The organism is Dictyobacter sp. Z7_2, from assembly GCF_057551105.1.
Map to the genome: position 1 here is coordinate 1,519,736 of NZ_BAAJPE010000001.1, position 14,710 is coordinate 1,534,445.

Consider the following 14,710-nt stretch of genomic DNA (forward strand, 5'->3'; position numbering starts at 1 on the left):
CACCTGCTCCGATTCAAGAGCCCAATGGAAAAAGAGCCATTCTTTTCAGCTTGGTGATATTTTCGGAGAGAAAACAAAGGAGAAAAATCGGCCTGGAATAGAAAAAAGCCGAGGCAGGTCATTGACCATGTACCTCGGCAAAAGTGTCTCTTTACTGCTACGCAGGATCAGAGACAGGAGCGCTAGCGACGACCGGGGTCACCGCAGGCTTTGGTGCGGGTCGGCGTGTCAGATACCAGAAGAAGGTGCCAGCGCCAAACAGATATGCGACATAGAGGACAATCTGGATCAAAGTGGGGCTATCAGAATAACCGAGGAAGGTGTGTAGAAGACCACCAATACCGGTTGTGTCATCGAGGACATCGCCCATTGTCCAGATAGGGCCGCCAAAGGGGAGCCAGCCGAGGCTTTGGAAGCTCTCCACCGTATTGCTTACCAGGCCAGCGGCCAGGAGGATCAGCAACAGGCCCATGACGCGGAAGAAGATGCGGTAATTAATGCGGTATCCCAGGCCATAGACAAGGATGCCCAGCGCGACCGCTGCGACAACACCCAGCAATCCGCCGATCAGAAAGGAGATCCCATTCGATTGAAAAATAAAGGCCAGCGAGAAGATGGCCGTTTCAACTCCTTCGCGTCCGACGGTGCTAAAGGCGAGCAAGCCCAGCGCGAAGCCCGAGGTGGAACGACTGGCCTTCTCAAGCAGTTCCTGTTTAAGGGTACGGCTGTGTTCCTGCATCCAGAACGTCATCCAGGTCAGGATGACCACGGCGACAATAAAGGTGAGCGCTTTAAAGATCAGCAAGAAACTCTGGAGGGCTCCTGCGGCCTGGTAGAGGAGCGTGCCAAGCGCAATTGATGCGACAATGGCCAGAGCCACACCGATCCAGACAGCCAGCCGATGTTGCTTCAGTCCCAACTGGCGAATCACGGCCATCAGAATACCAACGATTAAGCTTGCCTCAAGTCCTTCGCGGAGGAAGAGGATAAATGCTGCCAGCATAGAATATACCTCATCTCACTAACTAATGGGTAAACAACGTCTCACCTATAAAGCCTGTCTGGGACGATCCCGGAGGGCAGGCAAAGATAGCACTACCAGTATGCGTAATATATTCGTTCAAGAGATCATGGCGAGCAAGATTTGTCTGTAAAGGGACAAATTGCTTACGCGGATCACGTTGGAAAGCGATAAAAAAGAGTCCCGCATCGAGTTCACCGGTCTCTTTAACCATGCCGTCGCTATATGAGTAGCCACGACGAAGCAATTTGATGCTCCCATCACCTTGAGCAAGCCTGGTATGGGCCTGCATATCGATCAGCGGGCTGCCAGAACTATCCTTGGCCTGCAAATCAAGGGTATCAAACTCGTTTTTCTGCCCCAGTGGAGCACCGTTTGCCTTGTGCCGTCCGAACACGCGCTCCTGCTCGGCAAGCTTATCGCGATCCCACGCCTCCAGATGCATACGAATACGTCGGGCCGTCAGATAGCTCCCATTGTGCATCCACGCTGGCTGATCGGCAGTATTTACCCAGACATGCTGCTCCATATTTTCGGGATCTTCGACTTTGAGATTATTCGTGCCATCCTTAAAGCCCATCAGATTGCGTGGGGTCAATTGCCCTTTACTCGTGCTGGCGGTGCGATCGAAACCGAGTTGGGACCAGCGCATCACCGCCAGCCCACGCGCCAGACGAGTAAGATTATGCACGGCATGAAAGGCAATCTGAGGATTATCTGAGCAGGCCTGGATACAGAGGTCGCCGCCGCTACGATTGGGATCGAGAGCGTCGCCGGCCATATAAGGGAGATCAATCAGGGCGGCGGGACGCTGATCGGCGATCCCATAGCGATCTTTGCCATTCAGCGTAAAAAGTGTTGGACCGAAGCCAATTGTGACAGTGAGATTTTCAGCACCATGATCAAGTGCTTCGCCGGTATCGGCCGGTGGAGTCTCCGGTGTATTAGAGCCCAATCCAAGGGGAATACCTTGTGTCATCGTCGCAATCGCATTAGACCAGATCATGAGCAAGCCACGTGCTTCTGCACGATCAGTGGTCATCAAATCGAACGACGCAAAATAGAGATGATTCTGCGCGGGCGTGACGATACCTGCTTGATGGGTACCATAAAACGGAATGATCGAGCTATTCGTACTTGTACTTGTTTTTCCCTCAGCCAGCGCGGATTCTTGCGTCGCTTTCAACGCATATCCCCCACCAACCAGGGCGGCACTGGCGCCTACAGCGCCAGCACCCAGTAGCAAAGAGCGTCGCGAAACTTGTTTGCTCATGTGCTTCATTCTCCCTTATGCTATCTACGAACCTTGTGGCAGATTAACAGCGACCTTTGACAGGGCCTCACCCACAACATTGATAGCATTAGCGATATCTTTTTTATTGGCATCAGTCAAGGTACTGTATTCAACAAAGCCATCGCTCGTGCGGAAAGGTTTGAGCACCTTTTCGATATTTGCGAATTTGGTCTGAATATCCTGGTATTGAGCCGGATTATTTTTGGTCAGGAAGTCCTTGAAGACGATGAAGGCGGCCTGTGAGCCTTCGACGTTCGAAGCCAGATCATACAGATCTGTATGCGAATAGCGATCCTCTTCGCCAGAAATCTTACTATGAGAGGCCTCATTCAACAAACCAACAGCACCATCGATGATCCCGGTCGAGTTCAGCTTGACGGTATCAACACTGGTATTGAGTGTCTTGACGTCTGCCAGCAACTGCGTAGTATATTTCTCCAAGCCCTTGGTTGTCTTATCAATCCAGAGCGTTTTCTCGATGCGATGATAGCCGGTCCACTCATTAGCTGGAACATCACCCTCACGAGCATCCAGTTTAGGGTCCAGGTCACCCAGGTTCTCAGCAATCGGCTCGATACGCTCGTAGCCAACACGAGCCGTTCCATACAGTTCCTGCGCCTTCTTCAGATTGCCCGCATTGATGGCATCGACAAAAGCCTGCGTCTCGGTCTGGATCTTCGCAGTCTGGCCCTTCACGTAATCGCGATAGGAGCTAATCGATGCGCTGATGCTTGGGACTGGTGTGGGAGTGGCTTTCGTATCAGCAGTGGTTGGCAGGCCGCTAAAAGCCCCGACCATTCCCTGGCTCACATAGAGCTCATCATACATCTTATATGAACGCTTCTGGGGAGTAATCTTAAAGGTCACGGTGCCGCCTGGCTGAAGCGTCGTCTCGGAGGTCAGGCCGAGAATCTCGACGATATGCACGCTACTCCCTTTGTTGACAAAGGTCACGCTGGCCTGTTTTTCCGGCGCAACGTTAATATTTTTGGGGTCGAAATAATTATCATGTACGTTCACCGTCACCGCATTAGAAGTCGTCGGCTTCTCACTCGAACTGCTGCTTTGATTGGTCAGTCCACAGGAAGCGAAGAGCACTGCCATACAAGCCAAAAGCAAGCTATAGCGCAAAGTTCGCATATTACAATCTCCCTTTACCACAAATAAAATATCCCCTTACATCCCGCAAACAATGGACCAGAAAAATCATTGCTCGCGACCAGCGACTCAAACTAAATAACCTGACTATGCACGCCGCCGCTCTGAATACATCTACAGCGCATGTTAGCAATCTGAATAGCAGTACCTCGCAGGTATGCACATGTAGACAGCAAGTCCTGATGACCAGTCTTCAGCTTGCAATCAAAGGACATTAGGGTGTACTAATCCTTATCATCACACTCGGATATTAGCATAGGCTAAGCTCTATTGTCAAGGTAAAAAAGAAAAAACCGTGAAGAGCACCAGCGAAAGTGAAAAGTTTTACCACAAAAAGCTTGTATTTTCTGGTTTATACAGTTTATACTTGATGAAAGGATAGCAACAATCGGTGATGCTATTTCTTATTTATATTTCAAGATCTGATTCTAGCCGCATGTGTTTCTCATATTTTTCAAGGAGGAAAATATGGCTCAACGGATGATGCCACGCACTCTTTTGTTATCTGGATTACTTTTGAGCGTTGTTATCTTTGCTTTGCTTCCAGGAGCATCGGCACTTGCAGCCACTAATTCAGCGGACACGCCTGCCCTCGTTGGACCAAAATCCCACTATCTTGCCATTGGTGACTCGCTTGCTTTCGGCTATCAACCAGATATTGATTACACGCACGGATACGCCAATTTTTTCAACACTGACTTAAAACAACATGGAACGACCACATACGACAATTTAGGTTGTCCAGGAGAGACGACTGCCACTATGATCAACGGCGGCTGTCCCTACTCAATTTTGCGCAAATATTTTTACACCGGGGCACAACTGACAGCAGCGGTAAAGTACATCAAAAAATATGCCGGTCAAGTCAGTCCCGTGACGCTGGACATCGGTGCCAACGACCTACTCCCGGACATTGATCCGTCAACCTGCACGATCAGCTCGAATTGGGCTGCCGATCTGGCCACCGTCGATAAAAATCTGACGCAGACCATCCTGCCTCAGCTCAACGCCGCCCTGACGGTGAATGGACAGAGAACAGGCGATCTGCTCATAATGAACTACTACGATCCTTATCAAAACGTTTGCCCCAACTCTGTCCCCTATATCCAGGAGATTAACCAGCACATCGCCGCCGACGCAGCCGGCTATGGGCCAGTCGCCGACGTCTTTACAGCCTTTGGAGGTGCCACCACTCCTAATCCAAATATCTGCAACTACACCTGGATGTGTAGTATCTTCGACAACATCCATGGCTCCAGCGCCGGCTACAAAGTCATGGCAGGAGCATTTGAGAAGGTCGCCGGATACTAGTAGCGTTGCACGTTCGCGTGCAATGTCCCACTTGACGCTCGTCCGGAACGGCAGCTCGCCTGCGCCACGCCCAGTCAGGCTACCGGTTACAGTGGTACCTTCGGTCGTACGTCGAGTGGGACATTACTTGCACGCCTGAGCAATCATGTCACATAATAGCAGTATGACAAAAGATCTTGCACGCTATCTGGCCTTTTCGCGGACAGAATGGGCACAATTGCGGGCCAGCACGCCTCTGACACTGTCAGAAGAGCGCCTGGAATCTTTACGTAGTCTCAACGATCGTATCTCATTGCAGGAAGTGGAGGAGATCTATCTCCCACTCTCGCGCCTGCTCAGCCTCTACGTCTCAGCGGTACAGCATCTGCACGCGACCACGGGGACCTTTCTCGGACATACAGCTCCTCAGGTGCCCTATGTGATCGGGATCGCCGGGAGCGTGGCGGTCGGCAAAAGTACCACCGCACGGTTGCTGCAAGCGCTCATCAGCGATTGGCCGACGCATCCCAGGGTCGATCTGATCACAACCGATGGCTTTCTCTTCCCTAATAATGTCCTCAAGAAGCGCAATTTGATGTCGCGCAAAGGTTTTCCCGAAAGCTATGATGTCCGCCGCCTCCTGCACTTCATGGCGGATGTCAAGTCAGGCAAAGACGAAGTAAATGCCCCAATCTACTCACATCTCATCTACGACATTGTGCCAGGAGAGCTCCAGAAGATTCGCCAACCGGATATTCTCATCGTCGAAGGGCTCAATGTGCTTCAGAGCGGCGATGGACGCTCACGTCGTCCTCAGCGTCTCTTCGTCTCTGACTTCTTCGATTTTTCGATCTATGTCGATGCCGCCGAGAAGATCGCCGAGCAGTGGTACATTGAACGTTTCCTCACCTTACGAGAAACCGCCTTCCGTGATCCATCATCCTTCTTCACGCGCTACGCCGCGCTCTCAACCGACGAGGCCATCGCCACGGCCCATGGCATCTGGCAAGAGATCAACAGCCCTAACCTGCGCCAGAACATCCTGCCCACACGCGAACGCGCCCAGTTGATCCTGCACAAAGGACCTGATCATGCTATCCAGGAAGTCAAACTGCGCAAGCTTTAACGCCTCCACAGAGCCTCTCATTACAGAATAAGATTGCAACCAGGATGGTATCCTGTTACAGCTAAAATCTCATGCTAAAGCACTTGATTTGTAGCACTCGATAGTATATTATCATTCCTATGAATCGAGAAGAATTAATTGACGAAGCACTCCGTCTGCCATCCAATGCTCTTTCCTATCATATTAGCAGACAACTAAGGCTACTCTTTCCCAACAAAGCACTGGTAGAGTGCGAAGAAGGCTACTTCAACATAGAAAGCTATGCAAAAGCAAAACATTGTAGCATCACATTCGACAGCACGATCACGAATGAGATTATCGTTTCTTGGGAAGAACCTGAAGATGAGGATGATGAGGACAATGGCAAGTTAATAGGTATTCCTCACAATGCCTGGTCAGAAATCATCTGGCAAGGAAAAACGATTACTATGCTGACGATGCATTGGGAGACGGGCAATAATACAAATAAACGCCACTGGTTAATAACAGATACCCAGGAAACCGCCTATCAATTTATCGAGGAAGTTTGTCGTTGGGACGCAGAGATACGCGGAGAAGTTCTGGTTTTTGATGATGGCTGCTGGGGCAAAGATGAACGACTCTTTCAAGCGATCAAAAAATCCACCTTTGACAACCTTATTTTGCCCGCAACGCTGAAGCAGGATATCTGGTTAGATCTGGAACATTTCTTCTCTGCACGCGACGTCTATAAGCGCTACAATATCCCCTGGAAGCGTGGAATTTTATTTGTCGGCTCACCGGGAAATGGCAAGACCCACGCGATTAAAGCGCTCATCAATCGCTTACATAAGCCCTGCCTTTATGTAAAAAGCTTCAGAGCAGGCTATGTCCCGGATGACAAGAATATCAGCAAAGTTTTCGCCAGAGCGCGAGCATCTGCTCCCTGTGTCCTCGTGCTTGAGGATCTGGATTCCTTGCTGACCAACGAAAACCGTTCTTTCTTCCTCAACGAATTAGACGGATTTGCCTCGAACATAGGAATCGTCATTCTCGCCACCACCAACCATCCAGAGCGCCTTGACCCGGCGATCCTTGATCGACCAAGTCGCTTTGATCGCAAATATCCCTTCAACCTGCCGGAATTAGCCGAACGCATCGCATATCTCACATTGTGGAACGGCTCACTACAGAGCGAGATGCAACTTTCAGAGCCTTCGATCTTGCATCTGGCAGAAAAGACCAGCGACTTTTCCTTTGCCTACCTCAAAGAGCTCTTTCTGTCTTCCATCATGAAATGGGTTAACACTTCGGAGAAGGATATGAATAAAGTCATGGTCGAGCAGGTAGAGCTGCTCCAACAACAGATGGCCAGCTATAAGACAGCACCCAATGAATCCCAAAACTCGCCAGCGTAACATCTGGTCGCACGCTCGCGTGCGATGTTCCACTCGACGTACGATCAGGCCGGTCAGCGTGGCGCGCCGAGATCCTGCTGGCTCGTACGAGAAACTGGGACATCGCACGCGAGCGTGCGACGCTACACTTCGCTTCGCTCGACAGCTTTCCGCTGGTCTCCCAGGGCAAAACGGAGCAGGATTGTCTGGCGACAAAAAAGAGGCGTCGCCTGGCCATCAGCCACTTCCCATATTGCTCTTTTCCATGTATGATTGAAGCGGATAATATCCATATCTCTCCTGCGTTCCTTGCATAGTTGCAAGGATTTGTTTCATCCATGGAAGGAAAAAACACGCATGCGACACATGTCATTGATTACTCCTCACCTTCGACCGCAGCGCAGCCTGATCACCCGTTGGTGCGCCTTACTGCTCCTCTGCTTCAGCCTATCTTTTGTTGGAGCGGCTCCCACATATGCAGCTCCAAATAGCGCAGCTGTGACGACCGGGATCACTATCGACGGGAACGGCACAGGCCGGGTCTTTGATGGAATCGGGGCGATTAGTGGAGGCGGTGGAAACTCACGGCTCCTGATTGACTATCCCGAGCCCTACCGTAGCCAGATCCTCGACTATCTATTTAAGCCTGGTTATGGAGCGTCGTTGCACATTTTGAAGGTGGAAGTTGGTGGCGATACAAACTCGACAGATGGATCTGAGCCGAGTTTTATGCATACAGCCAACGATCAGAACTTCAATCGCGGCTACGAGTGGTGGCTGATGGAGCAGGCCAAAGCCCGCAATCCCAACATCAAGCTCTACGGACTGGCCTGGGGCGCACCCGGCTGGATCGGCACCACTGGTGCGACGGTCTATGATACAAATAACCGCTTCTGGTCACAGGACATGGTGAACTATTATGTCGCCTGGATCAAAGGGGCAAAAACCTATCACAACCTGACGATCGACTACATCGGCGGCTGGAACGAGAGAGGATACAACAAGACCTTCTTCGAAAGCCTCAAGAGTGCCTTGCAGACGAACGGACTGGCGACGAAGGTAGTAGCCGCCGACTCCGGATGGGATGTCGCTGACGCGATGGTGAGCGACTCGACGTTCAATAACGCCATCGATATCGTCGGCTCCCACTATCCCTGCACGGGAGGCGATGGTGGAAGTGCCATCTCCTGTCCGACCACAGCTAACGCGCAAAGCCGGAACAAGCCACTCTGGGCCAGCGAGAACGGCTCCCAGGATGAGAATAGCGGTGCCGTTGCGATGGCCCGAGCTATGAACCGCGATTATATCGATGGCAAAATGACTGCTGATATCAACTGGCCCTTGATTGCAGCCATCTATCCCAACCTCCCCTACAATACGGTCGGACTGATGGTCGCCAATCAGCCATGGTCGGGCAATTATAGCGTGGGCAAACAGCTCTGGGTGACCGCCCAGACGACGCAGTTCACACAGCCCGGTTGGCAATATATCGATAGCGCCAGCGGTTATCTGGGTGGTAGCAACAGCAATGGCAGCTACGTGACGCTCAAATCCGCGAACAAATCAGACTACAGCACGATTATCGAGACAATGGATGCCACAGCCAGCCAGACAGTCAATATGCAGGTCACAAACGGACTCCCAACCGGGACCGTCCACGTCTGGAGCACCAATGTAAACTCGCCAAGCGCCAGCGACTACTTTGTACATCAGACAGACATTACTCCCACGAACGGAGCCTATTCGCTCACGTTGCAGCCGGGTTATGTCTATACAATATCCACTACCACGGGACAGGGAAAAGGCACAGTTGTCAGTCCGCCAGCCGCAGATCTCGGACTGCCCTATTCCGACAACTTCGACAGCTATAGCGTGGGTCAGGAGGCACGCTACCTATCTGACCAGAATGGCTCCTTCGAGGTCACTGCCTGTGGAGGCGGTCGGGGCGGCAATTGTGTGCGCCAGATGGCTGCTACCGCACCGATTAATTGGGATAATACCAGTGATCCATACACGATCATGGGCGATCTCTCGTGGACCAACTATACGGTCAGTAGCGACGTCCTCCTGGAGCAGGCCGGCTATGTCGAGGTAATGGGACGCGTCAACACGCAGGCTGGATTCAGTCCAGCCAACATCAACGCCTACTATCTGCGCATCTCAAACACCGGCAGCTGGAGCATCCTCAAGAACACATCGGGAGGCACCGTCACTACACTCAACTCCGGGACCACCACAGCACCTGGCATCAATAGCTGGCATACACTGGCGCTGAGCTTCCAGGGTAGCACGATCACCGCCAAAATCGATACGACCACGCTCGGTACTGCCACAGATAGCTCATTCAGCACGGGTCAGGTCGGCCTGGGAGTCAGTGGATGGCAGAATGCACAGTTCGACAACTTCAGCGTCACTGCCCAGCAACCCAGCTATCAGGAGACCGCCTACGAGATCGTCAACCGCAACAGCGGCAAAGTACTCGCCGTAGCCAACGCCTCCACCACGGCCGGTGCGCTCATTACCCAAAATGCGTATACCGGTGCCACTAACCAGCAATGGCAGCTTGTTGGAGTAGGTAATGGCTATCTGAAACTCATCAACCATAATAGTGGCGAGGTTCTTGATGTCCCAGGCTCCTCTGCCACGGCTGGACAGCAACTCGATCAGGCCGTCGATAGCGGCGGGACGAATCAGCAGTGGCAATTCGTTGATGCGGGCGGTGGCTACTATACGCTTGCCAATCATAACAGTGGCCTGCTGGCGGATGTCTCGGCAAACTCGACAGCAGAAGCAGCAACGGTCATCCAATGGAGCAGCAACGGAGGCAGCAATCAGCAATGGTCGCTAATATCTGTACCTACCGTCAACGCCTTCTATCAGTTCGTGAACCGCAACAGCGGCAAGGTCATCGACGTCTCAGGCGAATCAACGGCGAATGGAGGAGTGATTATCCAATACGACAATCATCAAGGAGCCAATCAGCAATGGCACCTTATCGATGCGGGCGGTGGCTACTATACATTAGTCAATCGCAACAGTGGAAAAGTGCTTGAAGTGCCCAATTCGTCCACGAGTACAGGACAGCAACTCGATCAATCGACCAACACGAATGGCACCAACCAGCAATGGCAACTTGTCATCAATAGTAGTGGCTACTATACACTGGTGAACCGCAATAGCGGTCTGCTTGCCGACATTTCAGGCGCCTCAACAGCGAACGAGGCTGCCGTCATCCAGTGGACCAGCAATAGTGGTACTAATCAACAATGGCAACTCCTGCCAGTGAACTAACGATCCATACGGCATCAGATCCTAAATAGGATCTGATGCCCATTCCTCTTTTATCACCCTCCTCTACATCATAGATCTAGTAGTATCTATAACAGCACTCATTTCGTGCATATATTCTTATTATTCTCTAAAATATAATCATTACAAGTGTCTATTATGCTTTGTTTTTATACTATAAGTAACATCATGATTATGTAGCGCAATAGAAGATATATACAATTTAGGAGATATATCCTTGAAAAAAGTAGTTAAAACAAACTGGTTTCGCTCTGCCACCACAAAAACTACCGTGATTATTTTGGCTTTGGTGCTATCTCTTACTTTACAGAATTTCCCTCTCACCCGCGCAACCTCGCTGAGAGTACATAGCAGCACCTATCGTATGACAGGATCTGTCACATCATGGTTCCGCCATCACACAGCCATTCAGAGGTTATCAGGAAGCCAGATACTTCAGCTTTCCATCGATCTGAAGCCACGCGACCAACGTGGCTTAGATACCCTACTACTTGAGCAGTCCGATCTCCATTCCCCTTACTACCACGATTATCTCACTGCAAGTGCCTTCAAAAGTCGCTTTGGGCAAACATCGACGGCTATCACGCGTGTAGTAGCCTATCTCAAGCAGCAGCAATTGAAGGTGCTATCGATTGCTCCCAACAACCTCTCTATTCGTGTAGCAGGGACAGCGGCAGCGGCCGAGAAAGCCTTTGCAATCACGCTCAACACCTATCGCTTCAAAGATCACATTGTCTTTGGCCCCAATATGAGTCCGGCCATGCCACAAGAATTTAGCACAACAATACAAAATATAGCAGGCCTGGATAATCTGGCAACATACAGTCATCATAGATTTGATAAGGCACCAGAAAAGATACTCCACGATGCTCCATCTGGTTACACGCCAGACGAGCTACGTACTGCTTATAACGTCACCCCTTTAATCAATGCAGGCGCGACAGGCGCGGGCCAAACGATAGCCATTGTTGAATTAGGTAACGGTTATGACCCATCCGATATTAACAAATACAGGAACAAATATCACCTCGGGGCAGGTAATATCTCTTACGTCCTGGTTGATAGCGAAAGCGGCTTCATGACACCACCGGGATTCAATGGGATCACACCACGTGATATCGAGCTTATCTCCGCCCTTGCACCCGATGCAGCACTGAAAGTTTATCTTGCCCCAAGCTCGACAATTGGTATCAATGATCTCTATCAAAGGATAGTGACAGACAATATCGCCAAGGTCGTCAACATCGGTTGGGGAAACTGTGAAGCGATGAATAGTGCATCAGAAATGAATACCCTCAACACCATTTTTCAGCAAGGTGCATCACAAGGGCAAGCATTTTTCGCAGCCGCTGGCGACACCGGTGCCGATAACTGCGATAATGGAAGCTTGTCAGTGGATGTGCCTGCGAATTTCCCTAATGTACTGGGTGTCGGTGGTACCACACTCATCACGCACAAAGACGGCACGTATGAAAGTGAAACAGCCTGGTCCCAGTCAGACGGCTTATCAAGCAGGAGTGGCGGTGGTGGCATCAGTAAATTTGTACTGCGACCCGCCTACCAGAATATCCCTCACCTGACATCAGCGTATCGTATGGTACCCGATATTGCAGCCAATGCAGATCCAACCATCGGTTACTCTGTCTATTACAAAGGCTGGCAGACATCTGGCGGAACAAGTGCTGCGACAAATCTTTGGGTGGGTATTGCAGCCGATATTAATCAGTATGAGTTGTCTCACCACGCAGCACCTTTGGGAAACGGCAATGCGCTTCTCTATTCCCTCAATGACACGACCCAGTTATATGCACCTTTTCATGACATCGTCAACGGCAATAATCTCCATTATGCGGCGGAGATCGGATACGATATGGCAACAGGTCTGGGAACGCCTGATGCCTGGAACATAGCACGCGATCTGGCCGCCAGAGTTACTACACCAGCCATTGCTCAAGAGCAGCGCTATGAGATAGTCAACATGAACAGCGGTCAAGCACTCACACCAGCGAATAGCGCAGATGATAATGACGACATTGTCCAAACAACCAATACGCACGATACGGATCAACAATGGAACCTCATGCAGCTCAAATATGGTTATCTAAAAATCGTCAATCAAAAGAGCGGCAAGGTGCTTGAGGTACCAAACACTCCGGCGCAGTTGGGTCAACAGCTCGACCAAGCCGTCGACCGTGGGGAGGCCAGGCAACAGTGGCAATTAATCCTCGCCAGCAATGGGTCCTATACGCTGATCAATCGTCAGAGCGGCCTGCCAGTCGATATCTCCGGCTCATCCACAGCAGATGCAGCGGCAGCCATACAGGGAATCAGCACTGGCGGCACCAGTCAACAATGGCAACTCCTACCGATTAAAAACGTTACAAATCAAGTGAATACCCGATGACTAGCTTTGCGGCTTGTCATAGTTCATCAGCCAGGTAACACCGAACGCGTCGGTACAGTGGGCGATGATGGCCCCCCAGCCGCTATCGGTCGGAGCAAACACCTCTATGCCGCCATTCACCAGTCTGGCATAGAAATCTCTCAACTGTTCCTCGCTATCGCAATTTAACACCAGACTGTAAACGTTAGCACGCTCCAACCCGGCCTGATCACTTTGGAGGTCTCTGCCCATAAAGTGAATACCGTCGGCCTGGAAGTCCAGGTGTATAACACGCTCGCCCTCTAACTGCACCTCAGCCTCACCGCCGAACACCCCCTTGTAAAACGTGATCGCCTCCTGGCTATCCTTCGCAAAATTGATGTATGGTACAATGTTTGCCATAATCTTTCCTTTCTCCAAAGAATCGTTCGGACCTAGCGGCGTAATTCGGCATTCAGGAAGGCAACCGTTCGCTCCCATGCCAGAGCAGTAGCAGAAGCATCGTAGGCATCTACACGATCAGCATCGAAGAACCAGTGTCTGGTTCCTGGATACGTATAACAGGTCGTCTGCCTTCCTGCTTCACCAAGCGCCCGCTCCATTTCTGCGGCGGACTCCGCTGACACATAGGGGTCGTCCTCAGCAAAGTGGCACAGGTAGGCCGCTTTCGCACCGTGATAGTCCAGGCCAGGATAGGTGGCATAAAAGGTCACGACAGCAGCGATCTCCTCGGCCAGATTGATCGACATATCCAGCGCGTAGGAGCCTCCCAGCGAGAAAGCAACAAAGCCGAACGCGCCACGACCGTCTGCCGAGAGAACTGCACCGTGTTGGCGCAAAAACTGCAACGCACCCACGATGTCGCCGCGCCAGCGCTGCACATTCTGATCCAGTTCCGCACTCAATGCCTCGGCTTCCTCGATCGACGCGGTCGTCTTGCCACGGTAGAAGTCAGGGGCAAGCGCCACAAACCCCGCCTCTGCGAGACGATCGCAGGCCTGCTTGAACGGCTCCGTCAGCCCCCACCACTCGTGCAGTACCAGGACTCCTGGCCCTTCACCCCCCTGGGGCAACGCAAGATAGCCAGATGCCGTGCTTTCGCCTCCTGAAAATACAATCATAGGTCCTCCTCTGTTTCAAAGGTATCTCCCATCAAAACACCTATGGGTTCTTCAAGAGATATTCTGCTCGGGCGCATAAAATCCGGAAGACTTCTCCATGTGGATGGTTTCTCACACGCCAGATCATTTCGAATGAGCTAGCTTCGAAATGCCGTGTTCCCAGAATCCGTGTCGAGTGGGACATCGTACGCAAGCGTCATTGAATCCAACTATTTCGGAGAAGTTTCAAATAGCAGTGAGGCGCTCGCCCGAGATACCTTTCAGACATTTTTTTATTATCATAACCGCTAAATATATCTTTTATTATAATTTAACGCAAATGTAGCACAGGAGTTTTACGCCCCTGTGAGGTAACCATGCCACTCAGTAACATTTTCGGCTCCCAGTGCCTTCCTAGCAACATGATCAATAGAGTGTCTTTGATGCAATGTCACCTCACAGGAGTTTTACGCCCCTGTGAGGTAACCATGCTACTCAGTAACATTTTCGGCTCCCAGTGCCTTCCTAGCAACATGATCAATAAAGTGTCTTTGATGCAATGTCACCTCACAGGGGCGTAAAACACCTGTGCTACATTTGAGCATTTTACAGGTAGAATAAATAAATTGACACCCTGGTGTTCACAAGAAAACTGTGGGTAAAAGATAGCTTTC

At 51.0% G+C, this 14,710-nt stretch carries 11 protein-coding genes; 6 read left to right on the forward strand and 5 right to left on the reverse strand.

The annotated features are described in order from the left end of the window. Nucleotides 1-157: 157 nt before the first annotated feature. Genes AC27N8_RS05880 through efeO form a run of 3 tightly spaced genes read right to left on the reverse strand, consistent with a single transcriptional unit; the run spans nt 158 to nt 3,455 of the window. Complete coding sequence (locus tag AC27N8_RS05880; protein WP_487064904.1) at nt 158-1,003, reverse strand: FTR1 family iron permease; 846 nt, start codon at nt 1,001-1,003, stop codon at nt 158-160. Between the two features lie 22 nt (nt 1,004-1,025). Then, complete coding sequence (gene efeB / locus AC27N8_RS05885) at nt 1,026-2,294, reverse strand: iron uptake transporter deferrochelatase/peroxidase subunit (protein ID WP_487064906.1); 1,269 nt, start codon at nt 2,292-2,294, stop codon at nt 1,026-1,028. A gap of 24 nt (nt 2,295-2,318) precedes the next feature. Next, complete coding sequence (efeO, locus tag AC27N8_RS05890) at nt 2,319-3,455, reverse strand: iron uptake system protein EfeO (RefSeq protein ID WP_487064908.1); 1,137 nt, start codon at nt 3,453-3,455, stop codon at nt 2,319-2,321. A 486-nt stretch (nt 3,456-3,941) separates the two neighbouring features. Here efeO and AC27N8_RS05895 point away from each other — a divergent pair, with 486 nt between their 5' ends. The 6 genes from AC27N8_RS05895 (at nt 3,942) to AC27N8_RS05920 (ending at nt 12,957) form a co-directional block, all read left to right on the forward strand. Continuing rightward, complete coding sequence (locus tag AC27N8_RS05895) at nt 3,942-4,784, forward strand: SGNH/GDSL hydrolase family protein (RefSeq protein WP_487064910.1); 843 nt, start codon at nt 3,942-3,944, stop codon at nt 4,782-4,784. A gap of 145 nt (nt 4,785-4,929) precedes the next feature. Further along, nucleotides 4,930-5,889, forward strand: coding sequence for a type I pantothenate kinase (coaA, locus tag AC27N8_RS05900; protein WP_487064912.1), 960 nt, complete (start codon nt 4,930-4,932; stop codon nt 5,887-5,889). 119 nt (nt 5,890-6,008) lie between these two features. Then, nucleotides 6,009-7,265 carry an AAA family ATPase gene (locus AC27N8_RS05905; RefSeq protein ID WP_487064914.1) on the forward strand — a complete coding sequence of 419 codons (1,257 nt, stop codon included), beginning with the start codon at nt 6,009-6,011 and terminating at the stop codon, nt 7,263-7,265. After that, entirely contained in the window at nt 7,240-7,521 is a 282-nt protein-coding gene (locus AC27N8_RS05910; RefSeq protein ID WP_487064916.1) for a hypothetical protein, read from the forward strand. The genes AC27N8_RS05905 and AC27N8_RS05910 overlap by 26 nt, the downstream gene beginning before the upstream one ends. An 80-nt stretch (nt 7,522-7,601) precedes the next feature. After that, a complete protein-coding gene (locus AC27N8_RS05915; protein WP_487064918.1) occupies nt 7,602-10,535 on the forward strand; it encodes an RICIN domain-containing protein in 2,934 nt (977 codons plus the stop codon). A gap of 235 nt (nt 10,536-10,770) precedes the next feature. Beyond that, a complete protein-coding gene (locus tag AC27N8_RS05920) occupies nt 10,771-12,957 on the forward strand; it encodes an RICIN domain-containing protein (RefSeq protein ID WP_487064920.1) in 2,187 nt (728 codons plus the stop codon). Here AC27N8_RS05920 and AC27N8_RS05925 read toward each other — a convergent pair whose 3' ends face one another. Together AC27N8_RS05925 and AC27N8_RS05930 are read right to left on the reverse strand one after the other, a co-directional pair. Next, the gene (locus AC27N8_RS05925) at nt 12,958-13,338 is read right to left on the reverse strand and encodes a VOC family protein (protein WP_487064922.1); all 381 of its coding nucleotides are present in this window, start codon (nt 13,336-13,338) and stop codon (nt 12,958-12,960) included. A 32-nt stretch (nt 13,339-13,370) separates the two neighbouring features. After that, the gene (locus AC27N8_RS05930) at nt 13,371-14,057 is read right to left on the reverse strand and encodes a dienelactone hydrolase family protein (RefSeq protein ID WP_487064924.1); all 687 of its coding nucleotides are present in this window, start codon (nt 14,055-14,057) and stop codon (nt 13,371-13,373) included. Nucleotides 14,058-14,710: the final 653 nt, after the last annotated feature.

What these genes read in the sequence shown, in the direction of transcription:
- AC27N8_RS05905 (WP_487064914.1), top strand. Translation starts at nt 6,009, where the DNA reads ATGAATCGAGAAGAATTAATTGACGAAGCACTCCGTCTGCCATCCAAT.
- AC27N8_RS05910 (WP_487064916.1), top strand. Translation starts at nt 7,240, where the DNA reads ATGAATCCCAAAACTCGCCAGCGTAACATCTGGTCGCACGCTCGCGTG.
- AC27N8_RS05925 (WP_487064922.1), bottom strand. Translation starts at nt 13,338, where the DNA reads ATGGCAAACATTGTACCATACATCAATTTTGCGAAGGATAGCCAGGAG.
- coaA (WP_487064912.1), top strand. Translation starts at nt 4,930, where the DNA reads ATGTCACATAATAGCAGTATGACAAAAGATCTTGCACGCTATCTGGCC.
- AC27N8_RS05880 (WP_487064904.1), bottom strand. Translation starts at nt 1,003, where the DNA reads ATGCTGGCAGCATTTATCCTCTTCCTCCGCGAAGGACTTGAGGCAAGC.
- AC27N8_RS05915 (WP_487064918.1), top strand. Translation starts at nt 7,602, where the DNA reads ATGCGACACATGTCATTGATTACTCCTCACCTTCGACCGCAGCGCAGC.
- efeO (WP_487064908.1), bottom strand. Translation starts at nt 3,455, where the DNA reads ATGCGAACTTTGCGCTATAGCTTGCTTTTGGCTTGTATGGCAGTGCTC.
- AC27N8_RS05930 (WP_487064924.1), bottom strand. Translation starts at nt 14,057, where the DNA reads ATGATTGTATTTTCAGGAGGCGAAAGCACGGCATCTGGCTATCTTGCG.
- AC27N8_RS05895 (WP_487064910.1), top strand. Translation starts at nt 3,942, where the DNA reads ATGGCTCAACGGATGATGCCACGCACTCTTTTGTTATCTGGATTACTT.
- efeB (WP_487064906.1), bottom strand. Translation starts at nt 2,294, where the DNA reads ATGAGCAAACAAGTTTCGCGACGCTCTTTGCTACTGGGTGCTGGCGCT.